Genomic DNA, 26,217 nt, shown 5'->3' with positions numbered 1-26,217 from the left:
CAGGGATTGCCAGCAAGGGTCGGGCGCAACACAATCCGCACCCCGCAGAACGGAAGGAGCATCCCGATGAGCGATTCCCCCGACAGGCCCGAGCCTCCCGTCGACCGCTTCTGCGATCTTGTGATGAAAGGGGGCATCACCAGCGGTGTCGTCTATCCCAAGGCCATCTCCCGCCTGGCCCGGGAGTACCGGTTCCGAAGCATCGGTGGAACCTCCGCGGGGGCCATCGCAGCGGCGGTCACCGCCGCCGCGGAATACCGCCGGCGCCAGACAGGAACCCGGGACGGCTTCGAGATCCTGTCAGGGCTGCCCGATGAACTCCAGGCCGATGTGCCTGGAACCCGTGGCACCAAATTGCTCAGCCTGTTCCAGCCACAACCTGGAACGCGGCGGCTCTTCTCGGTCCTGGTTCGAGCGCTCAATCGGGGAGGCGCGTGGAGCCGGATTGCCGCGATCACCTTGGGCCTGATGGAGGCCTACTGGCTGGCGACCGCCGCGAGCCTCGTCGTCGCGGTGGTCGCGCGTTGGTGGGGGCTGGACTGGATCGGCGTCGTGTTGCTCCTGCTGGTTGCGCTCGTGGGAAGCGTCGGGCTTTGCCTGTATCGCGACCTCACCGGCCGCGTCGTGGCCAACGGGTACGGGTTGTGCACCGGGCTGACCGCCGATCCAAAGAACCCGGCGCTGACGCCGTGGCTCCATGAACTGATTCAGCGAACTGCCGGCATCGAAACGAAGGAGCCGCTGACCTTCGGGATGCTGTGGAACGCGGCGGATCCGCCGCAAGTGTGGTCGCAGCTTCGGGCAAGCCAGAAGCCGTCGAGATCCATCGATCTGCAGATGTTTTCGACCAATCTTGGACACGGTCGGCCCTACATCTTCCCGCTCGCCGAGAGCGACGTCAGTGCCGACGCCGAACTCTTTCCGAACCGCGAACGGCTGTTTTTCAATGCCGACGAACTGAACCGGTATCTGCCCGCAGACGTCAGTGACTGGATGAAGCGCAAGGGCAAGCCTTACGTTGCCAACCCGGCGCGCGGCAACCACGAGCCCTCGACGGAAGAGGCGAGGCGACTGGGCTTGACAGAGGTTCCCGAGCCCGCGGATTTTCCGGTCATCCTGGCCGCGCGGATGAGCCTGAGCTTTCCGTTCCTGTTTGCGGCCGTGCCGCTTTGGTCGATTGACTACAGCCCACCGCCCGGCCAGCGGCATTTCCGCAAATGCTGGTTCTCAGACGGCGGCATCAGCTCCAACTTTCCGATGCATTTGTTCGACGGACTGGTCCCGCGATGGCCCACGTTCGGGATCAATCTCGAACCGGCCATCAAGGAGCGAAGCAAGCCGGAGGACGAGGTCTACCTGCCCACAAGCTATCGCGAGGGCTACGGCGAACGCTGGGACCACTTCGATGACGCCGCCGATGCCGCGCAGAGGCTCGGCGGGTTTGTCTCCGCCATCCTCGGCACCATGCAGAACTGGAACGACAACAGCTTGGCCCGCATGCCGGGTGTGCGCGACCGCATTGCGCGTGTTCGGCTGAATGCCTCTGAGGGTGGCCTGAATCTGAACATGAAGGCCGGGGACATCCACGCTGTCGTCCAGCGTGGCGAGGTCGCTGCGGAAAAACTGATTGCCCGTTTCTCGACGCACACACCACCGGCGCAGGCGCCGGGGTGGGACGAGCAACGCTTCGTCAGGCTCGGTACCTTGCTGAAGATGCTCGCGGAGCGCGCGCCATCCGTGGCCATCGCGCTCGACGCGGGCTGTCCCCACGCAACCAGCTATGCGAACCTGATTTCACAGTGGACAGCCAACAGTGCCGTGCCCGATGCGGCGGCGCCGCCTGGCTATGCGCAACCGCTCAGCCAGCAGCAGGCCGATACCTTGCGCAGGCTCGTGGCGGAACTCGAACGACTTTCACTTGCGATGGATGCGCCGGGGAATCAGACGGCGTTCCATCCGATTCCGATGCCGGAGCTGCGCGTGCGGCCACCGCTGTGAGTGGCCATTGCCGGCACCTTACTTGTCGTTGTGCAGGTACGTCGCCTGCTTCGGCAGCAGCAAGCTCACCAAAAACACCACCACCATCATCGCCGTCACGTACCAATAAAAGTACGACTCGTGCCCGATCGACTTCAGCCCCAGTGCCACGTACTCGGCGCTGCCGCCGAAGATCGCATTGCCCACTGCATACGACAGCCCCACGCCCAGTGCACGCACTTCGGGCGGGAACATCTCGGCCTTCACGATGCCGCTGATCGAGGTGTAGAAGCTCACGACCGCCAGTGCCAGGGTGATGAGCACGCCGGCCATCAACGGGCTGCTCACGCTTTGCAGGCTGGTCAGCACGGGCACCGTCATCAGCACGCCCAGCGCGCCGAACAGCAGCATGTTGCTGCGCCGGCCGATGCGGTCGGACAGCGCGCCGAACAGCGGCTGCATGCACATGTAGATGAACAGGCAGGCGGTCATGACATTGCTGGCCGTCTTGATCGACATGCCGGCCGAGTTCACCAGGTACTTCTGCATGTAGGTGGTGAAGGTGTAGAAGATCAGCGAGCCGCCGGCCGTGTAGCCCAGCACCACGAGGAAAGCGCGCTTGTGGTGCCTGAACAGTTCGGTCACGCTGCCTGCGCCCTTGGCGGCGCGGGTCTTGGTGCTGGCGGTCTCGGTCAGCGTGCGGCGCAGCAACAGCGCCACGATGGCGGCCACGGCACCCAGCACGAAGGGAATGCGCCAGCCCCAGCTCTTGAGTTCGGCGTCGTCCAGGAACTGCTGCAGCACCACCACCACGACCACGGCCAGCAGTTGGCCGCCGATCAGGGTCACGTACTGGAAGGACGAGAAGAAGCCGCGCTGTCCGCGCATGGCCACTTCGCTCATGTAGGTGGCGGTGGTGCCGTACTCGCCACCGACCGACAGGCCCTGTAGCAGGCGCGCGGCCAGCAGCAGCGCGGGCGCGGCGGCGCCGATCTGTGCGTAGGTCGGCAGGCAGGCGATGACGAGCGAGCCCACGCACATCATGACCACCGAGGTCACCATCGATGTCTTGCGGCCCTTGCGGTCGGCCAGCCGGCCGAACAGCCAGCCGCCGATCGGGCGCATCAGGAAGCCGGCGGCGAACACGCCAGCCGTGTTCAGCAACTGCGCCGTGGGGTCGGACTTGGGAAAGAACGCGGGCGCGAAATAGACGGCGCAGAACGCGTAGACATAGAAGTCGAACCATTCCACCAGGTTGCCGGACGACGCGGCAAAGATCGCGAAGATGCGCTTGCGCTTTTCTTCGAAGGTGTAGGGGGTGGAGTCGCTCGGGCTGGCAGCACCGGCGTTGGCAATGGCGGTCATGGGGGATGGTCCTTGTCTCTGGCCGCGACCCGCCGCGGGGCCGCCTGAAGCCGTGCCAGCGAGTCTGGCCCGCCGTGTCCGCGCCGTCGTCCGTAGCCTCCGGTCGCGCGGCTGCGTAGGTGTACGCAAGGGTAAGTACCTAGATGTACGTCATGGCAAACCCGCGAATCCATCCGCCGGGTCAGCGCGTAGTAGGCATGGGAAGCCCCCAATCGGGCCATTCCCCGGCTTTCTCTCCCACTGGCGCAAGGAGAAACCATGGCGACCTACGAGCAAGTCATCCGCGAGACGGACCGCATCGAAGTGATCGACGCCTTCGACCATCGGAACACGGTGATCGAATGCCGCGCCTACGTCGAGCGCGTCAGCATCACCAAGCACTACCAGCCGGTCTGCAAACAGGTCAGCTACAGGCTGGCCGACGGGCGACCCGTGCGCCGCACGCACAAGGCCTACTTCGATACGGAAGACGGCAGGGACCGCTTCTTCGTGGCCTGACCTGAACGGCCGTCGGGCCGCTCAGAGCCCGTGTTCGCGCAGGAAGCGGTCGAGTTCGTGGCTGTTCGACAGGCCCAGCTTGGCGAACACATGGGCGCGGTGGGTTTCGACCGTGCGCAACTCCAGCGGCGCGAGTTCGAGCGCGATGCGCTTGTTGGGCTTGCCTTCGGCGACCAGCCGGGCCACCTGCATCTCGCGCGGCGTGAGCTTGGCCCACAGCGTCTGCGCGGCCTGGCGGGCCTGCCGGCGCACGGCGATGTCGCCGGCCTGCTGCAATGCGCGGGCGATGCTGTCGAGCAGGCGTTCGTCGTTGCAGGGCTTTTCGAGCCAGCCGAAGGCGCCGTTCTGCACCGCCTCGACCGCCATCGGAATGTCGCCGTGGCCCGAGAGAAACAGCACCACCAGCGGACTGTCTTGCGCGCGCAGCGCATCGAACACCTGTAGCCCGCTCATGCCGCTCATGCGCAGGTCCAGCACGGCGCAGCCCGCGCGCTGCAGGTCGGCGCCGGCCAGGAAGTCTTCGCCCGAGGCAAAGGTCTGCACCGCGTAGCCGCGCGACAGCAGCAGCAGGCCGAGGGAGCGGCGCACGGCTTCGTCGTCGTCCACCACGCACAGGTTGTTGGCAAGCGCATTCACGATGCAATCTCCAGTTCCAGGGTGAAGACCGTACCGCCTTCGGCCCGGTTGGCAAAGGACAGGCGGCCGCGATGGGCCTCCACGATGGTGCGGCAGATGTTCAGGCCCAACCCCAGGCCGCCGGCCTTGGTGGTGAAGAAGGGCGCGAACACCTGCTCGGCCAGTGCGGCATCGATGCCCGGGCCGTGGTCGGCCACGCGGATATGCATGCGGCCGCCAAGCACCTCGGCCTCGACCTCCACCACGCGCTGCTCCGGCGGTGTGGCCTGCATGGCCTGAAGGCTGTTCGACAGCAGGTTCAGCAGCACCTGCTCCAACAGCACGCGGTCGCCGCGCACGGCGGGCAGTGAGGTTGGAATGCGGACCTCGGCGCGCACTTGCCGCAGCCGCATCTCGCCCTGCAGCAGCGCCAGCGCGTTCGTCACCAGCGCGGCCACCGCGCAGTCTTCAGCGCCCATGGTCCGCTGGCGCACGAAGCCGCGAATGCGCCGCACGATCTCGGCGCTGCGCTGGGCCTGTGCCACGGTTTCGTCCAGGCTGCTGACCAGCAACGACTGGTTGCCCTGTTCCGCAAAGGCCTTGGCCGCGCTGGCGAAATTGCTCAGCGCCATCAGCGGCTGGTTCAGCTCGTGCGCCAGCGTGGAAGCCATCTCGCCCAGGCTGGCCAGCCGCTGCGCGTGCTGCAACTGCTCGTCGTTCTGCCGCTGGCGCAGCTCGGCGCGCTTCTGCTCGGTGATGTCCACCACCGAACTCATCCAGCCGCTGTGGCGGCCCTCGACATCGATCAGCCGTGCGGTGTAGACCATGGTGATCACCTCATGCCCGTCGCGGTGCCGCACGCTCGACTCGAAGCCCGAGAGCGCCGACTGCCCGCTCATCATGGTTTCGTACTCGCGCCAATGCTGCGCGGTGTCTTCGGGGCGCCAGTAGGGGTAGGGCGGCAGCTTGCCGAGCAGTTCGTCGGCGCTGTAGCCGGTCATCTCGCAGAAGGCCGGGTTGACGTAGATGATGCGGCCTTCCAGGTCGCGTGCGCGCATGCCCACCAGCAGCGAATCTTCCATCGCCTTGCGGAACGCATGGGCCTCGTCCAGCGCGTGCGTGCGTTCGCGCACCCGTAGTTCGAGGTCGCGCCGCGCATCGCGCTGTTCGGCGAAGCGGCGTTCACGCAGCTGCCAGTACAGGCCGCCCAGCAGCAGCACGCCGGCGCACAACAGGCCCAACATCCAGGTGCGCTCGCGTGCCTGAGTGACCTCCGAATGGTCGGCCATCACCGTCAGCGTCCAGCCCAAGTCGGGCAGCGGCTCGTCGACTGCGAGAAAGCGGCGCGGCTTGCCGCCGATGTCGGTGCGTACCAGGTAGCCCGGTTGCCCTTCGTCGCGCGCCACCTTCCAGGGCAACAGCGGGAAGCTGGTGCGCGGGCCGTACTGCTGATGGCGCTGCACCCAGTTCAGGTCCGTCTCATCCAGCGAGCGGTTGGCCCGGTACAGCCATGCCGGCACCGAACTCAGGAACACGATGCCGCGCGCGTCGGTCAGCAGGATCGGCTCGCGTGCGAAGCCCCAGGCCTCTTGCAGCTCGCGCAGGCTGACCTTGACCGTCACCACGCCCAGCACCGGGCCGCCCTCGGGCTGCACCGGCGCCGAGATGAACAGCCCCGGCTCGCCCGTGGTCTGGCCCACGCCGTAGAACAGCCCGCTGCGGCCCGCGCGGGCGTCGATGAAGTAGGGCCGGTTGGCATAAGACTGGCCGACGAAGCTGTGCGAGGTTGCCCAGTTGCTCGCCGCCAGCGTGAGGCCCTGCAGGTCGCTCAGGTACAGGTCGTCGGAGCCGGCCAGGCGATTCACTTCCTCGATGTAGCGGTTGGCGCGCTGCCGGGTGGCCGGGTCCTGCGGATGGGCCAGCACGGCCAGCACATCGGGGTGCATGCCTGCGGTGAGCGGCAGGTAGCTGTACTTGCCGGCGGCATCGCGCAGGCCCAGTACGTGCACCTCCATCGCGCGGCGGATCGAGTCGGCCTGGAAGCTCGCCTCGCGGCTTGCGGTCCATTGGGCTGCGATGGCGATCAGCAGGAGGGCGGCCAGGACGGCTGCTGCCCAAGCGTACAGGGTGCGCTGGGCGGGGCGGGGTCTGGGAATCGTGGGTTCGGGGGTGAGGGGCGGCATGGGGGCGGGGCCGACCGGCGCGGCGGCTGGAATTTTGCCTTGATCGCGCTGGTGCCCCTGTCGGCAGAGGATGTGGCAGGGCAAAGAGGGGCACTGTGCCTGCCGTGCCAAGCCAGCAGAGTCAGAAGCGGGCCAATGAAGGTCGCGATGGAGGCAATGGACAGGGGGCGAGGCTGGTCGCGGGCCGTTCAACCCAAAGTCGATCTGGATGGCTGCTTCAGATGGGTTGCGGTCCTTCAGTCAAGGCGCCCGACCGTCGCATTCGGGCGCCAAGCGGAGGTTCCCGTCTATCGATAGCAGACGCTCATTGTTGAAGTCGAGTCGCGAGCGGCGACCTGCCGACGCGAGTCGACTCAAGCGGCTGGCTAGACGTCTTCGCGTTCGTCCCAAAGATGCAATAGCCTGTGCTCAAGATGAAGTGCAGCCAGCGCAGACCGGATATCTCGGGAAAGCTGCCGCTGATGCTCCAGACCGACTTCAATGATGGGAAAGACGCTCACGTCATACTCGTATTTGCATAGGTCGGCGGATTTCAAAATGGACTCAGGGGGGTCGTCAAACATCCAATTTCGCTCTAAGTCGAAGATGTTTCCGCTGTACTCGATGAACCCACGTAACAGCTTGGCGCCCACTAGCTGCTCGCAAAATTGACCAAGGAGTTCCCCCTCTGAAAGAGGCGAGCTAAGAAAGAGCCGAAGTCTGTAGTCGATGGGTGGAGTTAGAGTCACGGCTGTTTTTGTCTTCTGGCTGACGTCTAATGTGCAAGCTCAGCGTGCGGCGAAGCCGTTCGCTGAAGCACAGGGTTGGGCCTCTCGCTGGAGGCTAAGGAAAATGCGGGCTCGCGGTCAAAGCCTCTTCTTCGGCGATGGTCCAGTCCTGGCCGAACCCTGTCGCTCACTTTGGGTCTTTCCTGTATCTGAGCACAATGGCTTGTACCTCCTGCTGTGCTTCCTTGAATGCTCTCTCCATGGCACTTTTCATCGCCTTGTTCATGTAGGTCAGCACTGCGAAATTGGCTTCTGACGACACTGAGACATAGCGCCGACCTGCGGCTGAGGAAAAGAAAGAAACCGTCGCTTCAAGCTCACCCTCTGACAAATTCTGCGCATATTGCTCTGCAAACACTCTTGCGTACTCGTCGGCGGTAACCGCCGAACAGACTGTTGATTGATAGCGCCTGTACAGCGCTACAACTTCAGGCCAGTAGGCCGACTGCGGAGAAATGCCGCTGAAATAGCCGGGCTCTACGTCAAAAATTCGCTTGGGATCAAGATACGTCCCCTCCACGCCACATCGGGTGATGTATTCGGAGGCAACTCGCCGCACTTGAATGAGGTCGGCAAGTTCAACCGCCAATGCCGTCTTTCTTGTATCTGCGGCAGCATCGATGCCTAAGGACGCAAGTGCTGAGAATGTGAGGCATGCCGAAATCAGGCGTTTCGAAAGTTGAGCCATGTTCTATTGGTTCAGGTGAGGGTGACGATGACTTCCGTGGGCGCAAGGATCGCCGTGGTCGATGGTTCAATTGGTGAATTGGCTGGCCGACTTGAACGTCCGCCGCTGAACCCGGGAGTTTAGAGCCGGCCAACGACGGTCTGCTCCCGCTGCGAAGCAGAAGCGCGGGACGAAGTGAAGGCCCGTACGACGGCAAGGCGCCCTACGACGGGCGCCCCGTCGACATGACCGCACCGCCAATTTGCGTCTTTGGCAAGGCCTGCAACGGCTGCTTGCCTCAGACGTCACGGCGAGAACGCGTCGACTGAATCTGCGGCCGAAATCTTTGGCTTTGTCTGCAGCGCAGTACATCGGCGCCGGTAAACTCCAACTCCTCCCGCGCATCGCTGCCCCACCGGCAACCCCCCCGGATGCCCAACACCCCCACCCTCGCCGCCTTCGACTTCGACGGCACCATCTCCACTTCCGACAGCCTGCGCGCGTTCGTGCACGGGCTGGTCGGCCAAGGGCGATTCGCCACCGGCGCGTTGCGTTCATCGCCCTGGCTGGCAGGCGCATGGGCGGGCATTTGCGACCGAGGCACTGCCAAGGCGCAGTTCCTCTCCGCCACCATCGGCGGCATGCAGCGGCGCGAACTGGAAGACGCTGCACGGCATTTCGCGACGCACGAACTGCTGGAGATGATCCGCCCCGAGATGCTCGACAGAGTTCGCGAGCACAAGCGCCGCGCACACAGGCTGGTGCTGGTCAGCGCATCCCCATCGCTCTACCTGAACGTGTGGGCCGCGCAAGCGGGCTTCGACGCGGTGCTCGCAACCGAACTCGAATGCATCGACGACAGATTCACCGGCCGCCTGGCTTCCCCAAACTGCTGGGGCCCGCAGAAGGTCGCGCGTTTGAAGCAGTGGCTGGGCGATGAAGAGCGCCCCGCCACGGTCTACGCCTACGGCGACAGCCGGGGCGACCGCGAGATGCTCGCATGGGCCGACCGGCCGTGGCTGCGGGGCGACGACGGCGCATTGCCGCCGCTTCCGCCCCACGGCGCGGACAGCTAACTCATAAGACGGCGCTGACCTCGTTGCGCTGCGGTGTTACCGCATCCAGCTTCTTCACCAGCGCCTGCCACCGCACCCGCGCCGACACCACGCTTTCTTCCTTCACATGCCCGAAGCCGCGGATCTGCTCGGGCAGCCGCGCGAGCGACAGCGCGGTATCGAAGTCGATCGCATCGAAGCGCGCCAGCAGGTCTTCGACCATCGCGCGGTAGTCCTCGATCAACTGGCGTTCCATGCGCCGTTCGGCGGTGCGGCCGAAGGGGTCGAGCGCCGTGCCGCGCAGGCCACGAAACTTCGCGAGCAGGCCGAATGCGCCCAGCATCCACGGCCCGAAGCTGGTCTTTACGGCATGGCCTTCGGCATCGCGACGGCCCAGCACCGGCGGCGCGAGGTGAAAGCGCAGCGTGGGCTTGCCCTCGAACTGCTCGCTCAGCTTTTCCATGAAGCGCTTGTCGGTGTACAGCCGCGCGACCTCGTACTCGTCCTTGTAGGCCATGAGCTTGTAGAGGCCCGACGCAACGGCCTTGGCCAGTACGTTGCTGCCGCGTTCGCGCTGTTCGGCATCGTGCACGCGCTCGACCAGTTCCGAATAGCGCTGTGCATAGGCCGCGTTCTGGTACGCGGTCAGCAGCTCGATGCGATGCGCAACCAACGCCTCGAAGCTCTGCGGCCGTTGCAAGGCCACGACCTTCGACGGCGTTGCTTCGCGCGTCACGCCCGCCAGATCCAGCGCCGCCTTGCGCCCCCAGCGAAACGCCGCCTGGTTCGCCTTCACCGCCACGCCGTTGATCTCGATGGCCTTGTTCAAGGCGTCGGCCGATAGCGGCACGAAACCTTTCTGGAACGCAAAGCCCAGCAGGAACAGGTTGGCCGCAATGGCGTCGCCCATCAGGCGCGTGGCCAGTTGCGTGGCATCGATGAAGTCGGCGCGGCCCTCGACCGATTCCTCGATCAGCGCGCGCACCTGCGCGGCCGGGAATTCCCAGTCGGGCTGTTGCGCGAAATGCCCGGTCGGTTGCTCGAAGGTGTTGACCAGCGCATAGGTGCGCCCCGGCCGCATGCGCGCGATGGCATCGGGCGCGCCGGCCGTGAGCATGTCGCAGCCCAGGATCAGGTCTGCCTCGCCGGTGGGAATGCGCTGCGCCTTCAGTTGTGCCGCATCGCGCGCGATGCGCACGTGCGACGTGACGGAGCCGTTCTTCTGCGACATGCCCGTCATGTCGAGCACGCTGATGCCCTTGCCTTCGAGGTGCGCCGCCATGCCGATCAGCGCGCCGATGGTGATGACGCCCGTACCGCCGATGCCGGTGATGAGGATGTTGTGCATGCCGTCGAGCGCGAGCGGCGCGGGCTCGGGCAGCGGTGCTTCTTCCGACGCAGCCTTCGCCACCACTGGCGCGTGCTTGCGCGGCTTCACGCCTTCCACCGTCACGAAGCTCGGGCAGAAGCCCTTGATGCACGACTCGTCGGCATTGCACGCGCTCTGGTCGACGCGGCGCTTCAGGCCCAGGTCGGTCGGCTGTGGCAGCAGGGCGGTGCAGTTCGACTGCTCGCCGCAGTCGCCACAACCTTCGCACACGGCCTCGTTGATGAACACGCGCCGCGCGGCCTGCGGAAACTCGCCCTTCTTGCGGCGGCGGCGCTTCTCGGCCGCGCACACCTGGTCGTAGATCAGCACCGAGACGCCCTCGAACTCGCGCAGTTCGCGCTGCACCGCATCCATCTGGTCGCGGTGGTGCACGGTGAGCACGAAGCCCTCGCGGTCGGCCGGCAGCACGCTGCGGTCGGCCCAGCGCGTCGGGTCTTCTGCGACCAATGCGAGGCGCTTCACGCCTTCGGCCGCCATCTGGTGCGCGATGCGCGGCACGTTGATGGGCCCGTCCACCGGCTGGCCGCCTGTCATCGCCACCGCGTCGTTGTAGAGGATCTTGTAGGTGATGCTCACACCGGCGGCCACCGCCGCGCGGATCGCCATCGAGCCTGAGTGGTAGTAGGTGCCGTCGCCCAGGTTCGCGAACACGTGCTTGCGCTTCGAGAACCACGCCTGCCCCAGCCACGGCGCGCCTTCGCCGCCCATGTGCGTGGTGGTCTTGTTGTGCTCCGGGTAGATCGCGGTCGCCATCACGTGGCAGCCGATGCCCGCGAGCGCGAGGCTGCCTTCGGGCACCTTGGTCGAGGTGTTGTGCGGGCAGCCCGCGCAGTACCAGGCCGGGCGCGGCGGCGTGGCCACAGCCTTGCCCAGCACCACGTCCTTGGCGTCGAGAATCGCCAGCCGCATGCGGATGCGGTCGCTGGTGTGAAAGCGCGCCACGCGTCCGGCAATGACGCGCGCGATCTGCGCCACCGAGAAGTCAGCCGTGGCCGGCAGCAGCCACTGGCCGCGTGGATGCGCGCCCCATTCGCCCTGTTCGTCGAACTTGCCGATGACGCGCGGGCGCACGTTCTCGCGCCAGTTGTACAGGTGCTCCTTGAGCTGGTATTCGACGATCTGGCGCTTTTCTTCGACTACCAGGATCTCTTCGAGCCCGTCGGCAAACTCTCGGATCGAATCGGGCTCCAGCGGCCACGGCATCGACACCTTGAACAGGCGGATGCCGATGCGCGCGGCCTCGTCGGCATCGATGCCCAGTTCTTCGAGCGCTTCGAGCACGTCGCGGTACGACTTGCCCGAGGCCACGATGCCCAGCCGCGCTTTCGGCGAATCGATGGTCACGCGGTTCAGGCGGTTCTCGCGCGCATAGGCGATGGCGGCGTAGATCTTGTAGTCCTGCATCAGCGCTTCCTGCTTGCGCGCCTGCACGCCGAGCGTGTCGGTCGACAGCCGCGCATGCACGCCGCCCGGCGGAAACACGAAGCCTTCGGGCAACCGCGTGTGCACGTCGAGCGCTCCCGCCGCGATGGAGCCCGAAGACTCGACCGTGTCCGCCAGCGCCTTGAAGCCCACCGGCAGCCCCGCAAAGCGCGACATCGCAAAGCCGTGCAGGCCCAGTTCGATGTATTCCTCCACGCTCTGCGGATAGAGCATCGGGATCATCGAGGCCGCGAACAGATGGTCGCTCTGGTTGGGCAGCGTGGAAGACGACGCGCCGTGGTCGTCGCCCGCCACCAGCAGGATGCCGCCGTTGGGCGAAGTGCCCGCATGGCTCATGTGCTTGAACACGTCGCCGCAGCGGTCTACGCCCGGCGCCTTGCCGTACCACATGGCAAAGACGCCATCGACCGCGGCCTCGCCGGTCAGGTGCACCTGCTGCGTGCCCCAGACGGCGGTGGCGGCCAGCTCTTCGTTCACGCCCGGCAAGAACTTGACGGCGTTGGCTTCGAGCTGCGGCTGGGCTTTCCACAGCGCTTCGTCCAGGCCACCGAGCGGGGAGCCGCGGTAGCCCGAGACGAAGCCCGCGGTGTTCAGGCCCGCCGACTGGTCGCGCCACTTCTGCACGAGCATGAGGCGCACCAGTGCCTGGATGCCGCTGAGGTAGATCCGGCCTTCGGTGGCCGTGTATTTGTCGTCCAGCGCAACGCTGGCCAGTTCGTGGGATGCCATGACTGAAAAAGACTCCGGGTAGGACTCGTGGGATGCGGGCGTGGCCCCGGTAGAGGGCCGGCCCGCGAAATGCCTCGTCGGGGTAGACGGCGAGACACCAACGATTCTTGCGCCGGGCGCGCGGAAAGTGCTTCTTCGTTGGGGCAGGGCGGGGCGTTTTCCGGAAGATCTGTCTTTTGCGGCGGCATATCGCCGAAAGGAATTCGGCGGCCTTGCGAACCTCCGCAGGCCCGACAATGGCCGCCCGCGGGCCCGGAGCCCGACCCCACAACGAGAACGCGATGAGACCCGACCTGGATTCGCTGGCGCTTTTCCTGCGCGCGATTGAGCACGGCAGCCTGTCAAAGGCTGCGGCCGAGAGCCACATGGTGCTGTCGGCCGCGAGCCGGCGCCTGGCGATCCTCGAAAGCCAGCTCGGCGTTGGCTTGCTCAACCGCAGCTCCCGGGGCGTGACGCCTACGGGCGCAGGCGAGTCGCTGGCCATGCATGCGCGCCAGATCCTGCGCGACGTCGACCGCATGCGTGCGGACCTGTCGGACTACGCGCAGGGCGCCACTGGCCGCGTGCGGTTGCATGCCAACGCGTCGGCCATGGGGCAGTTCCTCCCCGACGACGTGGCGAGCTTTCGCCAGCGCTACCCCGAGATTCGCGTGAGCGTGGAAGAGCACCGCAGCGTCTACATCGTGCAGGCCATCCGCGACCGGCAGGCCGATGTCGGCGTGATCACCAGCGAGGCCGCCGACCCCGCGCTGCACTTCATTCCCTACCGCACCGACCGGCTCGTGGCCATCGCGCCCCAGAAGCATCCGCTGCGCGGCCGCGAGGTGTCGTTCGAGGAAATGCTCGACTTCGATTTCGTGGGGCTCGAAGACGACTCGGCCATCTCGCGCACGATGGAAGACGCGGCGATGAGCGCGCGCAAGGTGTTGCGCCTGCGGGTTCGAGTGAAGAGCTTCGAGGCCGTGTGCCGGATGATCGAAGCGGGCATGGGCGTGGGCATCTTGCCGGAGGGGGCGGCGGTGACTTACCGCAAGGAGATGAAGCTGCGCTTCATCAACCTCACCGACGCTTGGGCGTCACGTCGCATGTACCTGTGTACGCGGCAGGAAGCGTTGAGTTTTCCGCAGCGTCGGCTGGTGGATCACTTGTTGGCGCGGGGCATGCCTTAGTTTTTGTCGCGCTGTTCGGTTTTTTGCGCTGTTGTTCAGGGCGACGCTCCCGCCGACACGGGGCTCTTTTTCGCGAATGTCCCCCGCTTCGCTCCTCCTTTATTTCGCGAAAAAGAGCCCCGTATCGACGCGAGCGTTATGCGCAGCCGCGGACTGGCACGGCGCCCATGAAGCCCGTGCGCGGCGCATTGCGGAAGCTGCATTTGTTGGCGCTTGTCGAGACTTCGTGCCGCACGAAACCGCCACCGTGCTGCGCTCTTCCCTAAAGTGGTTGCCCCTGCCACTCACAACCCCAACAAGGGGACAAGGACGGCGCTACTCACAAAGCCATTGAATGTTTGAAGGCTGCTTGCCTCGCGGCAGGTCGTCGGTGCGAAAGCAGCGATGCAAATGCGAGGTATCAAAGGCGACGGCCAGGGTGTTACGAGCACCCCGGCCGTCTAACCAAGTTCGTGCAACAACCTTGGAAGGAACGCACAAAAATGGCTACCAAGACTATAGCCCGGCCTCGCACACCGGCAGCTTCCGAAGAAAACGCCCAAGACCCGGCGGATCTTCTCGAAAACACCCTCTCTCAACTCGAAGCTCTGCTGTGGGTCTGCCACGGGGAAGACATCGACTGGTGCAGCGGCGAAGGGCCTCGACAACTGGACAACCTGCTTTGGCTTGCGGCAGAACTGGCGCGCAAGGCAAGGGAGTTGTTTCAGGTGAGCGAGAAGGCGCGACGCGGAGCGCTTGAGACCGGCGGTTAGCGGCTGGTCTGCGGGCTGCGGGGTTCGCGGCCCGCTCTGGTGAACGGGTTCTTTTTGGGTACGACGGCTGAAGCCTTTGTGATGGAGGGAATTCGGTTCGGTTGAGGTTGCCTGTGGGGTAGGCCACGGTAGCAGCCATGCGCTCCATGCTGATCGTCGGCAGACAATGCGAGCGGCTGCTTTGCAGCGGAAGCGGACTGTTGCCGCTCAGGGCTAGACTTCCGATTTCGGCCACAACCAGCCGTTCGCAGCGTCCGCCAAACTTCGCCCACTTCCAGACATTCGCGGCACGTAGCTTTTGGGCAGCGTCCTGGGCTTTCGGCTTGCGCCGCGGCCGATGAAAATCGCCTCTGTATACAGCCCTTTCATATGCCTACCTTGCGCCCTCTCTTTAGCGTCACGGCGCAGATTGCAATCGTCGTCAGTGTCGCGTCGAGAGGCTCCAGTCTGGCCGTCGACGTGGATTTGCAGGGGGCGAGCTCGTCAGGCTTGCGAGTCGACTTTCACGGCTTGGTCGGCTACCGCGTGTTGGACGAACGCGACCTTCCGCAGTATCGGCACAGCGTAGGGAACTCAGGGGCGTGCAACAACTGCTTGCTTTATGAAGTGACTTCGGGTGGCTGGGCTGATGACCAGATGGCCCAGTCACCGGTGATGGCCGCAGGCTTCTATTCAAAGCTTCGGGAATGGGTCGTCGTCAGTGACGATTGGTGCGTATCGGTTCTCTCAGAGTGGGATGACGACCCACGCGTCAGCGAACGTTGAATGCCGGCTATGGAGCAGCGCCGTAGGTCGGCTTAGGGCCCTGTAGTGCCATAAATCCGGCGGTCACGGATGTCCGCTTTGCAGTCTGAAGCGGACATCGAACGCAGTCATGCCAATGTCGACCGTGGCCGACGCCGGACCTTCGGAGTTCTGCTTGTCCAGCGCCCGTCTCTCGCGAAAGCTCAGCGGTGCGCCCGCGCATGTCCATCTGCAATCCGCCGCAGCGGTCGAGCCGCCAACGCCACAGCCGTGCTCATCGTGCGAATGACGCCGGGTGCTCCCCGCAGCGAAATAAAGGAGGAGCGAAGCGGGGGACATTCGCGGAGGGGAGCACCCGGTGTCATTCGCATGTACCCCGAATGAACCCGCCCCCCAAAGAAAACTCGAAGCGTACTTAGCGCAGCGCTTCGACCAGATCCAGCACCATGCGATCCGCCCCAAACTTCTCGACCCCATGCGTCAGCAGCGCATCGACCGCCTGCGCAATGCCATGGCTGGAAGAAGACTGCTCCGCCATGTCGTTGTAGTACCCCAGGTCCTTCTTCGCATTCGCCATCGAGAACTTCAGCGAATCGGTGCTGCCCGTCAGCAGCTTGGGCTTGACGCGTTCCAGCGCCACGCCATTGCCGCCGCCCTTGGCGAGCACATCGACGAACACATCGGGCTTCACGCCGGCGCGCTCTGCGCAGGCGGCCGCTTCGCACAGCAATGCGACCGTGCCCAGCGACACGAAGTTGTGCAGCAGCTTCATCGCATGGCCCGCACCAATGCCGCCCACGTGCGTGATGTTCTCTGCAAAGCAGCGCAGCAGCGGCAGGCACGAGGCCAGCACTTCCGCGTCGCCACCCACCAGCAGGTTCAGCCGGCCTTCGGCGGCTTCCTTCGCGGTGCGCGTCATCGGTGCATCGAGAAACTTGCCACCCTTGGCGCTCACAGCCTCGGCCACCTTGGCGGTGGAGGCTGGCACGGCCGTCGAGCAGTCGATCACTACCGTGCCGGGGCGCAGAGCGCTCAATGCGCCCTTGTCGCCCAGCATCACGGCTTCGACCTGCGGCGTGCCGGTGACGCAAAGAATCAGCACATCGACCTGCGCGGCCAGCGTGGCGACATCAGCCACCGAGGTCGCGCCCGCCTTCAGCAGCGCGTCGAGCGGCTGGTTGCCGGCATGTTCCAGTACCGTCAGTTGGTGGCCGTGCTTGACGATGTTGCTGGCGATGCCGTGGCCCATCAGGCCGACGCCGACGAGGCCGACTTTGCGCGGGGTTTGCTGTTCAGTGGTGGTCATGTGTTGTCTTCTTCATCCGTGTTTGATGGCGATGGTCTTGAGCGTGGTGAATCCGAGCAGGGCCTCGAAGCCCTTCTCGCGGCCGAAGCCGCTGGATTTCACGCCGCCGAAGGGCAGTTCTACACCACCCGCCGCGCCGTAATTGTTGATGAAGACCTGGCCGCAATGCAGTTTGTGGGCCATTCGCAGTTGCCGGGCGCCGTCGCGCGTCCACACGCCGGCCACCAGGCCGAAGTCTGTGCCGTTGGCCAGGCGCACCGCTTCGGCCTCGTCGGCAAAGGGCATCACCGCCAGCACCGGGCCGAAGACCTCGCGCTGCGCGAGATCGCTGTCGTGCGGCACGTCGCGGAACAGCACGGCTTCCTGGTAGTAACCGGTGGCCGATGCGTTGGGCGACACCGTGCCGCGCGCCGCCACCTTCATGCCGCTCGCCTCGGCGGTCGCAACCATGTCGCGCACCTGGCGGAACTGCTTTTCGTTGATGAGCGGGCCCATGTCCAGGTCTTCCGCCGGCGTGCCCGCGCGCACTGCAGTGAAGCGCTTGGCGAGGCGCTGCACGACCTCTTCGTAGATCGACTGTTCCACCAGCACGCGGCTGCCCGCCGAGCAGGTCTGGCCGGCGTTCTGGATGATGGCGTTCACCAGCACCGGCTCGGCTGCGTCCAGGTCGGCATCGGCGAACACGATCTGCGGCGACTTGCCGCCCAGCTCCAGCGTCACCGGGCAGTGGCGCTCGGCGGCAGCCAGGCCGACGCTGCGGCCGGTCATGGTCGAGCCGGTGAAGGAGATGTGGTCGATGCCCTTGTGCGCGCACAACGCGGCGCCGGTTTCCTTGCCGTAGCCCGTCACCACGTTGAGCGCGCCAGCGGGAAAGCCCACCTCGGTCGCGATCTCGGCCAGCCGCAGCAGCGAGAGGCTGGCGTCTTCCGCCGGCTTGACCACGCAGGCGTTGCCCGCCGCGAGCGATGCGCCCACGCTGCGGCCCGCGATCTGCATCGGGTAGTTCCAGGGAATGATGTGGCCCGTCACGCCGTGCGGCATGCGCACCGTGAGCACGGTGTAGCCACGCTCGTAGGGCAGGGTGTCGCCGTGCAGCTTGTCGCAGGCGCCGGCGTAGTACTCCATGTAGCGCGCGAGCGCGGTCGCGTCGTTGCGTGCCACGCGCAGCGCCTTGCCGGTGTCGCGGGCTTCGAGTTGTGCGAGTTCTTCGTGGTGCTGCATCACGGCGGCGCCGAGCTTGGCGAGCAGGCGCCCGCGCTCCAGCGCGGTCGTCGCGCCCCAGGGGCCGTCGAAGTTCTCGCCCATGGCTGTGCGCGCGGCGCGCACGGCGGTGTCCACGTCGGCGGCGGTGCCGCGCGCGATCTCGCCGAATTTCTGGCCATCGCTCGGGTCGATCACGTCGATGGTGGCGTTGCCTTCGGACGGCGTGTGCTGGCCGCCGATGTAGTGAGTTGCGTTCATTCGGTTTGTCTCCTTGCGGCGGATCACTTGGGTTCCGGCCATGCGCGCTGTGCGTCGCGGATCTGCTCGAAGGCGCGGCTGAACTGCAGCACGCCCAGGTCATCGAAGCGGCGCCCTGCAATCTGCAGGCCGATGGGAAGGCCCTCGGCCGAGTAGCCGCAGTTGATCGACGCAGCCGGTTGCTCCGACATGTTGTAGGGCACGGTGAAGCCGATGTGTTCCAGCGGCAGCATCGGGTCGTTGGTCGGCGAGGCATGGTCCGCGGGCGCAGGCATGTTCGGCGACACCGGCGAGATCACGAAGTCGTAGGCCTTGGTGGCCGCCACCGTGGCCGCGCGCGTGGCGATGAACTGGCTGTAGGCGTCGAAGATGTGCGCGCCCGAAAAGCCGGCCGCGCTCTCGGCCCACTCGCGGATGTACGGCAGGATCTTCGCGCGCTTCTCGGCCGGCATGGCCTGCATGTCGAGGCACGAGCGCATGCGCCAGAAGTGGTCCATGCCCTGCAGCATCTTCGGCGTCATGAAGGCCGGGATTTCCTCGATGTGCGCACCAGCGGCCTCGATGCGTTGGGCGGCGCGGCGAATGGCTTCGGCGATCTGCGGATCGAGCGGCAGGCCGCAGCCCGCGTCCATGTGCAGCGCCACGCGCTTGCCTTTGAGGAACGACGGGTCGACCTCGAAGGCGTTCCAGTCGATGGTGGGTGCGGGCAGTTCCGAATGGTCGCGGTCGTCGGGTTGTGCGACCGACGCCATCATCAGTGCCGAGTCGGCCACCGTGCGCGTCATCGGGCCGGCGCAGCGGCCCATGTAGGGCGTGCTCAGCGGAATGCGGCCGAAGCTGGGCTTGAGCGTGTAGATGCCACACCAGCTTGCCGGCAGGCGCAGCGAGCCGCCGATGTCTGTGCCCACGTGCAGCGGGCCGTAGCCTGCGGCGGCAGCCGCGCCGGCGCCTGCGCTGGAGCCGCCGGGCGTGCGCGACAGGTCCCAGGGGTTGCGCGAGAGTTCATGAAAGCTCGACAGGCCCGACGACAGCATGCCCAGGTCGGGCATCGTGGTCTTGGCCACCAGCACCGTGCCGTCTTGCTTCAGGCGCGCGGCGGGCGGCGAGTCTTGCGTCATCGGCACGAGGTCGTAGGCGGCGGTGCCCAGCGGCATCGGGTCGCCTTCGGTTGCGAGGTTGTCCTTGATCGTCACGGGCACGCCGTCGAGCGCGCCGCGTGGCGTGCCGGCCAGCCAGCGCGCTTCCGAGGCGCGGGCCTGTTCGAGCGCGAGTTCGGGGCGGAACAGCCACGTCGCATGCAGCTCGGGCTCATACGCCGCGATGCGCTCGTTGACCGAACGCGCTACTTCCACGGGCGAGAGTTCTTTGCTGCGGTAGGCCGCGTGCAGTTCCTGCACGCTCAGCGAATAAAAGGGTTTCGTCATCGCATCAACCCCACGAAATCGCGGCCAGGTCATTCACCACGATCGGCATGCTCGGCCACAGGCCCTTGACTTCCTTGCGCGCAATCGTCGGGAACACCGCCTGGTACAGAAAGCCGTTGACCGCATCGGTGGCAAGCTGGCGCTGGGCCTCGGCCAGCAGGTCGGCGCGGCGCTTCTTGTTCTCTTCGTTCTGGATCGTGACGAACAGGTCGCGGAACTTCTTCGAGTCGTAGCCCCAGTAGTAGTCGGGCTCGGTGTACTTCACCAGGTCGAAGGGCTCCACGTGGGCCACCATCGTCAGGTCGAAGTCGTGCGCGCCGCCGAAGGTGCCGCTGAGCCACTGGGCCCACTCGACGTTCTGGATCTTCACGTTGATGCCGATCTGCGCCAGTTGCGCCGCGATCATCTCGCCGCCCTGGCGTGCATACGACGGTGGTGGCAGTTGCAGGCGCAGCTCGAGCGGCGTCTTCACGCCGGCCTCGGCCAGCAGCTTCTTCGCCTTCTCGATGTCGAAGGGGTTCATCGCGGTCGTGTCGATGAAGCCCGGCGCGCCCATCGCGTAGTGGCTGCCGATGGGCTTGCCGAAACCATCCGCCGCGCCCTGGATGATCGCGTTGCGGTCGATGGCCGCCAGGATCGCGCGGCGCACGCGCACGTCGTCCAGCGGCTTCTTGCGGTTGTTGATGGTCAGGATCACCTTGCCGCGCGTGCCGACCTCGATCACCTGGAAGCGCGGGTTGCCCTTGAACTGCGCGACCGAGCGGGTGCCTGCGCGCGGGAAGATGTCGATGTCGTTCGCCATCAGCGCGGCGGTCTGCGCAGCGGTGTCCGACATGAAGCGGAAGATGAAGCGCTCGGTCTTCGCGAAGTTCGGATCGCGATACGTCGGCGACTTGACCAGCGTGCACGAGGCACCGCGCTGCCACGCGCTGAGTTTGTACGGACCGGTGCCGACGGGCGCGGTGACGTTGGTCTCGGCGCTCTTGGGCTCGACCAGGCAGGCGGTCGACTGGCCCAGCATGAACGGCAGGTCGGGGTTGGGCAGCGTGCTGTTGACGCCGACCGTGTGCTCGTCGAGCACCACCGTGCCGATCTCGCTGAAGAAACGCTTGTCCTTGTTCGTGCTCTTGGCGCCGCCCGCGCGGTCGAACGAGAACTTCACGACAGCGGCGTTGAAGGGCTGTCCGTTCTCGAAGCGCACGCCCTTGCGCAGCTTGAAGACGAAGGTCTTCATGTCGGGCGACGACGACCAGCTCTCGGCCAGCATCGGCGTGACCGAGCCGTCGGCGTTGACCTTGGTGAGCGTCTCGAAGATGTTGTATTGCGTGATCTCGGCAATGGCCGAAGCGGCGCCCGTCGTCGGGTCCATGCCCGGCGGCTCGAGCGGCATGCCGATGGTCAGCGTGTTCTTGCCGGCCTGTGCGCGGGCCTGCGGCAGAAAGACACCCGGGATGGCCGCGGCCATGGCGGAAGTCATGACGGTGCGTCGCTTCAACATTCGATAGCTCCTGGAAGTGAGAGGGAAAGACCGCCGCGCGCCTAGCGCGACGGCGTGTGCAGCACGGCCGACAGCAGGGTGCGCGTGTAGGGATGCTGGGCGTGCGCGAACAGGTCCGCAGGCTTGCCGCGCTCCACGATGCGGCCCTTGAAGACCACGCAGACTTCATCGCACAGGTGGTTGACCACCGCGAGGTCGTGGCTGATGAGCAGGTAGCTGATGCCGAACTGCTGCTGCAGGTCTTGCATGAGATTGAGCACCTGGGCCTGCACCGACACGTCGAGCGCGCTCACAGGTTCGTCAGCCACGATGAGTTTGGGCCGCGTGATCAGGGCACGCGCAATGGCGATGCGCTGGCGCTGGCCGCCCGAGAACTCGTGCGGGTATTTGTCCATGTCGGTGGTGCGCAGACCCACGGCGGCAAGTGTTTCGGCGGCGCGTTCGCGTTGCACGGCGCGGCTGGTTTCGGCCAGCGCTTCGAGTGGCTCGGCCACGATGCGCGCGACGGTCTGGCGCGGATCGAGCGAACCGTACGGGTCTTGAAAGACCATCTGGAAGTCGCGCCGTGCGGTGCGCAGCTCGGCCTTGGGCAGCGTGTGCAGGTTGCGGCCTTCGAGGGAGACGGTGCCCGAGGTCGGCGTGTCGAGCGCCATCACGAGGCGCGCGATGGTCGACTTGCCGGAACCCGATTCGCCGACGATGCCGACGCTCTTGCCGGCCTGCACATCGAAGCTCACGCCGTTGAGCGCCTTCACGGTCGGCGGCGGCCCGAAGAGCTTTTCGCGCGGCAGCGCGTAGTGGCGATAGAGGTTGTTCACGGACAGCAACGGCTGACCGGGTGTGGCGCGCGTCGGCTGGCTCATGATGCAGCCGCCTTGGCGTTCAGCGCCGCGATTTCCGCCAGCCGCAGGCAGCGCACCGCATGGCCGTTCGGCAGCATCGTGGCAGGTGGGCGCGTGCTCTGGCACAGGTCGATGGTGTGCTCGCAGCGGCCCGCGAAGCCGCAGCCCCGGGGCAGGTCGACCAGCTCGGGCACGCTGCCGCGGATCGTCGGCAGTCGCCCGGCACGCAGCGCGCCGATGGCAGGCCGTGCCGCGAACAGGCCGCGCGTGTAGGGATGGGCGCGGCCGGCGAAGACCACGTCGGTCGGGCCGCTCTCGACCGCGCTGCCGCCGTACATCACGAGCATGCGCTTGACGCTGTTGGCGATCACGCCGAGGTCATGCGAGATCAGGATCATCGCCATGCCCATCTCTTTGACCAGGCCCTGGATCAGGTCGAGCACCTGCTTCTGGATGGTCACGTCGAGGGCCGTGGTGGGCTCGTCGGCGATCAGCAGGTCGGGGCCGCAGGCCAGGGCCATCGCGATGCCGATGCGCTGGCGCTGGCCCCCCGAGAACTGGTGTGGATACGCGTCCAGGCGCGAAGCCGCATCGGGAATGCCCACGCGGTCGAGCAGGCCCAGGGCTTCCTTGCGGGCCTGCGCTTTCGTCAGGCCGCGATGCAGTTGCAGCGGCTCGCCGACCTGGCGCGCGATGGTGTGCACCGGGTTCAGTGCCGTCATCGGCTCCTGGAAGATCATGCCGATGCGGTTGCCGCGAATCTGGCACATCTGCCTTTCGGGCAGGCCGACCAGTTCCTGGCCGTCGAGCTTGATGCTGCCGGTGACGTTCGCGGTCGATGGCAGCAGGCCCATCAGCGACATCACGGTGATCGACTTGCCGCAGCCCGATTCGCCGACGATGCCCAGCGTTTCGCCGCGTTCCAGCGAGAACGAAATGCCGCGCACGGCCTGCGCCGGCCCGCGCTGCGTTTGCAGGCCGATATGGAGGTTGTTGACTTCGAGGAGGGGCATGGCTTCAGCGGGCTCTCGCCAGGCGGGGGTCGAGCAAATCGCGCAGGCCGTCGCCCAGCAGGTTCAGGCCGAGCACCGCCAACGCGATGGCCATGCCGGGGAAGACGGCCAGCAGCGGTTGCTGGAACATGAGGGTTTGCGCCTCGCTGAGCATGCGGCCCCACGAAGGCTGCGGTGGCTGCGTGCCCAGACCCAGGTAGGACAGGGCAGCTTCGGCCAGAATCGCAATGGCGAAGCGGATCGTGATCTGCACGATCAACACGGCCGAGATGTTCGGCAGCACGTGCTGCATCGTGATCGAGAACGGCCCCTTGCCGCAAGCGCGCGCAGCGGCCACGTACTCGCGTGACCAGATCGCGTTGGCCGAGGCGCGCGTGATGCGCGCGAAGGTCGGGATGTTGTAGATGCCGATCGCAACGATGGCATTCACGATGCCTGCGCCGAACACGGCAGTCATCATGATGGCCGAGAGGATCGCGGGGAAGGCGAGCGTGAAGTCGGAAAGCCGCATGACCGCTTCCTCGACCCAGCCGCGCCTCGCGGCGGCCAGCAGGCCCAGCGCGGTGCCGACCACGAGGCCGATGCCCACGGCGATCACGCCCACGAGGATGGAGGCGCGCGCGCCGACCAGCAGCAATGAAGCCACGTCGCGGCCGAATGCATCGGTGCCGAGCCAGTGCGACGCCGAAGGCGCCTGCATCTTGTTCGCCATGTCCATCGCATAGGGCGACCACGGCGTCCAGACGAAAGACACGAGCGCCGCGAGCAGCAAAAGGGCGGCGAGGACGCCGCCGATGACGAAGCTGCGATGCTGCGAGGCACGGCGCCAGAAGCCCGGCACCTTGAGCGCCGCAGCGCCCGGGGCTGTGAGGGTGTTACTGCTGCTCATATGTCGCTGGCCTTGATGCGGGGATCGATCACGGCGTAGAGCACGTCGACCACGAAGTTCACGATGACCACGAGCGCCGCAAGCAGCATCACGCAGTTGCGCACCACGATCAGGTCGCGGTTGCTGATGGCCTGGAAGATCAAGCGGCCCAGGCCCGGCAGGTAGAACACGTTCTCCACCACGATGGTGCCGGCCAGCAGCTCGGAGAACTGCATGCCCATGACGGTGATGACGGGGATCATCGCGTTGCGCAGCACGTGGGTCCACAGCACCATGCGCTGCGACACACCTTTGGCGCGCGCGGTGCGCACGAAGTCTTCGCGCATCACTTCGAGCACCGCAGAGCGCGTGATGCGCGCGAGGATCGCGGCCTGTACCACGGCCAGCGAGAGCGCAGGCAGCAGCAGTGACTTGAGGCCCGCGAAAAAACCTTCGCCCCAGCCCTCGAAGCCGCCTGCGGAGAACCACTGCAGTTGCACCGAGAACACGAGGATCAGAAGAATCGCGAACCAGAAATTCGGGATGGCAATGCCCACTTGCGCCATGCTCATCAGGCCGACGTCGCCGAGCTTGTTGTGTCGGGCCGCGGCAGTCACGCCCACCAACAGCGCGATCACGACGGTGATGGCCATGGCCAGCAGCGCGAGCGGCACGGTGAGCGCGAGTCGTTCGAGGATCAGGTCGAGCACCGGCGAGCTGTAGGCGTAGCTGTCGCCGAGGTTGCCGGTCAGCATGCCGCCGATCCAGTGCCAGTAGCGTGTCCATGCCGGGAGGTCGAGACCGAGTTTCGTTGCCAGTGCGGCCACGGCTTCGGGCGAGGCGTCCGGGCCCATGAGCATCTGTGCTGCATTGCCCGGGAGAATTTCCAGCACCAGGAACACGATGATCGACGCACCGATCAGCGTGCCGATGAGTGTCAATGTGCGCTTGAGCAGGAACAGGCCCATGTCAGTGGCTCCGCCTCTTGTGTTGCGGGTTCATTCGGGGCTTGTGCGAATGACACCGGGTGCTCCCCTGTGCGAATGTCCCCCGCTTCGCTCCTCCTTTATTTCGCTGCGGGGAGCACCCGGTGCCATTCGCACCTGGGCACGCGGCTGGTGATCCTGCGATCAACGACCGCTGCGCATAACGCTCGCGCTGGCGGTGTGCTCTGCGCAGCGAAATAAAGGAGGAGGGGCGCGCAGCGCCCCGGGGGACATTCGCGGAGCAGAGCACGCCGTCGGCGTGAGCGCGCCCTGAACGACGCACGCCAAACACAACCCGGCGAAGAACAGAAAAGCAAGGCGTCATGCCGAGATGCAGTCAGCGATGGCACGCCCCACGTCCACAGTGGAGGCCGTACCGCCCATGTCGCGGGTGCGCGGACCTTCGCTCAGCACTGTCTCGATCGCCGAGATCACCGCCGCCGAGGCTTGGGCATACACAGGGTCGTTGTTGCCCAGATGGTCCAGCATCAAAGCGGCCGACCAGATCTGGCCGATCGGATTCGCGATGCCCTTGCCCGCAATGTCCGGCGCCGAGCCGTGCACCGGCTCGAACAGCGACGGAAACTTGCGCTCCGGGTTCAGGTTGGCCGACGGCGCAATGCCGATAGTGCCCGTGCAGGCCGGACCCAGATCCGACAGGATGTCGCCGAACAGGTTGGAGGCCACCACCACGTCGAACCAGTCCGGGTGCTGCACGAAATGCGCGCACAGGATGTCGATGTGGTACTTGCTGGTCGCGATGTCGGGGTAGCGCTTGGCGATTTCGGCCAGGCGTTCGTCCCAGTAAGGCATGGTGACCGAGATGCCGTTCGACTTGGTCGCGGCCACCAGGTTCTTGCGTGGGCGGCGGCTGGCCAGCTCGAAGGCGTATTCGATGATGCGGTCGACGCCGACGCGCGTGAACACCGCTTCCTGAATCGCCATTTCGCGCGGCGTGCCTTCGAACAGGCGCCCACCCACCGAGGTGTATTCGCCTTCGGTGTTCTCGCGCACGACCAGGAAGTCGATGTCGCCGGGCTTGCGGTGCGCCAGCGGGCCGGGCACGCCGGGCATCAGGCGCACGGGGCGCAGGTTGACGTACTGGTCGAAGTCGCGGCGGATCTTGATGAGCAGGCCCCACACGGCGATGTGGTCGGGCACCTTGTCGGGTGCGCCCACCGCGCCGAAATAGATGGCGTCGTGGCCCTGGATCTTCTCGGCCCAGTCGGCCGGCATCATCAGGCCGGTGCGCACGTAATGGTCGGAGCCCCAGTCGAAGTGGTCGTACGAAAAGTCGATGCCGAAGCGGCGACCGACCGCGTCGAGCACGCGAAGCCCTTCGGGCATGACCTCGACGCCGATGCCGTCTCCGGGAATGACGGCAATCCTGTGCTTTTTCTGCATTGACTCAACCTGTTCCAAGTTCGTTTTGATGGGGGGCCGACGCTCGTGACGCAGGACCATC

The 26,217-nt window shown here is 65.9% G+C and carries 20 protein-coding genes; 6 read left to right on the top strand and 14 right to left on the bottom strand.

Annotation, left to right across the window (positions count from 1 at the left end; genetic code table 11):
• Positions 1–66 precede the first annotated feature (66 nt).
• Entirely contained in the window at positions 67–1,998 is a 1,932-nt protein-coding gene (locus tag H7F35_RS03135) for a patatin-like phospholipase family protein (protein WP_187111527.1), read from the top strand.
• 18 nt (positions 1,999–2,016) lie between these two features.
• Here H7F35_RS03135 and H7F35_RS03130 read toward each other — a convergent pair whose 3' ends face one another.
• A complete protein-coding gene (locus H7F35_RS03130) occupies positions 2,017–3,342 on the bottom strand; it encodes an MFS family transporter (RefSeq protein WP_261803505.1) in 1,326 nt (441 codons plus the stop codon).
• A gap of 258 nt (positions 3,343–3,600) precedes the next feature.
• Here H7F35_RS03130 and H7F35_RS03125 point away from each other — a divergent pair, with 258 nt between their 5' ends.
• Positions 3,601–3,840, top strand: a complete 240-nt coding sequence (locus tag H7F35_RS03125) for a hypothetical protein (RefSeq protein WP_187111526.1) — start codon at positions 3,601–3,603, stop codon at positions 3,838–3,840.
• Positions 3,841–3,861: 21 nt separating this feature from the next.
• On the opposite strand, the gene H7F35_RS03120 is transcribed toward H7F35_RS03125, so the two are convergent.
• The 3 genes from H7F35_RS03120 to H7F35_RS03110 all read right to left on the bottom strand — a co-directional run bounded on the left by H7F35_RS03120 (position 3,862) and on the right by H7F35_RS03110 (position 8,093).
• Positions 3,862–4,476 (bottom strand): response regulator transcription factor, encoded by a 615-nt coding sequence (locus H7F35_RS03120; RefSeq protein ID WP_187111525.1) that lies wholly within the window; start codon positions 4,474–4,476, stop codon positions 3,862–3,864.
• A complete protein-coding gene (locus H7F35_RS03115; protein WP_187111524.1) occupies positions 4,473–6,638 on the bottom strand; it encodes an ATP-binding protein in 2,166 nt (721 codons plus the stop codon). Before H7F35_RS03115 ends, H7F35_RS03120 begins: the two co-directional genes overlap by 4 nt.
• An 894-nt stretch (positions 6,639–7,532) precedes the next feature.
• Positions 7,533–8,093: a DUF2059 domain-containing protein gene (locus tag H7F35_RS03110; RefSeq protein WP_187111523.1), complete on the bottom strand. Its 561-nt coding sequence runs from the start codon at positions 8,091–8,093 to the stop codon at positions 7,533–7,535.
• 410 nt (positions 8,094–8,503) lie between these two features.
• On the opposite strand from H7F35_RS03110, the gene H7F35_RS03105 reads away from it, so the two are divergent.
• A complete protein-coding gene (locus H7F35_RS03105; protein WP_187111522.1) occupies positions 8,504–9,148 on the top strand; it encodes an HAD family hydrolase in 645 nt (214 codons plus the stop codon).
• 1 nt (position 9,149) lies between these two features.
• Here the strand turns inward: H7F35_RS03105 and H7F35_RS03100 are convergent, their stop codons facing one another.
• The gene (locus tag H7F35_RS03100) at positions 9,150–12,689 is read right to left on the bottom strand and encodes an indolepyruvate ferredoxin oxidoreductase family protein (RefSeq protein WP_187111521.1); all 3,540 of its coding nucleotides are present in this window, start codon (positions 12,687–12,689) and stop codon (positions 9,150–9,152) included.
• A 281-nt stretch (positions 12,690–12,970) separates the two neighbouring features.
• On the opposite strand from H7F35_RS03100, the gene H7F35_RS03095 reads away from it, so the two are divergent.
• The 3 genes from H7F35_RS03095 to H7F35_RS03085 all read left to right on the top strand — a co-directional run bounded on the left by H7F35_RS03095 (position 12,971) and on the right by H7F35_RS03085 (position 15,375).
• On the top strand, positions 12,971–13,858 hold the full coding sequence (locus tag H7F35_RS03095) for a LysR family transcriptional regulator (RefSeq protein ID WP_187111520.1): 888 nt from the start codon (positions 12,971–12,973) through the stop codon (positions 13,856–13,858).
• 482 nt (positions 13,859–14,340) lie between these two features.
• Entirely contained in the window at positions 14,341–14,610 is a 270-nt protein-coding gene (locus tag H7F35_RS03090; RefSeq protein WP_187111519.1) for a hypothetical protein, read from the top strand.
• 369 nt (positions 14,611–14,979) lie between these two features.
• The gene (locus H7F35_RS03085; RefSeq protein WP_187111518.1) at positions 14,980–15,375 is read left to right on the top strand and encodes a hypothetical protein; all 396 of its coding nucleotides are present in this window, start codon (positions 14,980–14,982) and stop codon (positions 15,373–15,375) included.
• Between the two features lie 394 nt (positions 15,376–15,769).
• Here H7F35_RS03085 and H7F35_RS03080 read toward each other — a convergent pair whose 3' ends face one another.
• From H7F35_RS03080 to H7F35_RS03040, 9 genes are all read right to left on the bottom strand, one after another.
• Complete coding sequence (locus H7F35_RS03080) at positions 15,770–16,660, bottom strand: NAD(P)-dependent oxidoreductase (RefSeq protein ID WP_187111517.1); 891 nt, start codon at positions 16,658–16,660, stop codon at positions 15,770–15,772.
• 12 nt (positions 16,661–16,672) lie between these two features.
• On the bottom strand, positions 16,673–18,121 hold the full coding sequence (locus H7F35_RS03075) for an aldehyde dehydrogenase family protein (RefSeq protein ID WP_187111516.1): 1,449 nt from the start codon (positions 18,119–18,121) through the stop codon (positions 16,673–16,675).
• 23 nt (positions 18,122–18,144) lie between these two features.
• The gene (locus H7F35_RS03070) at positions 18,145–19,545 is read right to left on the bottom strand and encodes an amidase (RefSeq protein WP_187111515.1); all 1,401 of its coding nucleotides are present in this window, start codon (positions 19,543–19,545) and stop codon (positions 18,145–18,147) included.
• Between the two features lie 4 nt (positions 19,546–19,549).
• The gene (locus tag H7F35_RS03065; protein WP_187111514.1) at positions 19,550–21,043 is read right to left on the bottom strand and encodes an ABC transporter substrate-binding protein; all 1,494 of its coding nucleotides are present in this window, start codon (positions 21,041–21,043) and stop codon (positions 19,550–19,552) included.
• A 41-nt stretch (positions 21,044–21,084) separates the two neighbouring features.
• The gene (locus tag H7F35_RS03060) at positions 21,085–21,906 is read right to left on the bottom strand and encodes an ATP-binding cassette domain-containing protein (protein ID WP_187111513.1); all 822 of its coding nucleotides are present in this window, start codon (positions 21,904–21,906) and stop codon (positions 21,085–21,087) included.
• The gene (locus H7F35_RS03055; protein WP_187111512.1) at positions 21,903–22,898 is read right to left on the bottom strand and encodes an ABC transporter ATP-binding protein; all 996 of its coding nucleotides are present in this window, start codon (positions 22,896–22,898) and stop codon (positions 21,903–21,905) included. Before H7F35_RS03055 ends, H7F35_RS03060 begins: the two co-directional genes overlap by 4 nt.
• A 4-nt stretch (positions 22,899–22,902) precedes the next feature.
• Entirely contained in the window at positions 22,903–23,787 is an 885-nt protein-coding gene (locus H7F35_RS03050; RefSeq protein ID WP_187111511.1) for an ABC transporter permease, read from the bottom strand.
• Positions 23,784–24,734 (bottom strand): ABC transporter permease, encoded by a 951-nt coding sequence (locus tag H7F35_RS03045; protein ID WP_187111510.1) that lies wholly within the window; start codon positions 24,732–24,734, stop codon positions 23,784–23,786. Before H7F35_RS03045 ends, H7F35_RS03050 begins: the two co-directional genes overlap by 4 nt.
• Positions 24,735–25,073: 339 nt before the next feature.
• Positions 25,074–26,156 (bottom strand): tartrate dehydrogenase, encoded by a 1,083-nt coding sequence (locus tag H7F35_RS03040; RefSeq protein ID WP_187111509.1) that lies wholly within the window; start codon positions 26,154–26,156, stop codon positions 25,074–25,076.
• Positions 26,157–26,217 lie beyond the last annotated feature (61 nt).

Origin of the sequence: Variovorax sp. PAMC26660, assembly GCF_014302995.1 — a bacterium.
GTDB lineage: Bacteria > Pseudomonadota > Gammaproteobacteria > Burkholderiales > Burkholderiaceae_C > Variovorax.
This window is presented reverse-complemented; position numbering and strand designations above follow the sequence as displayed.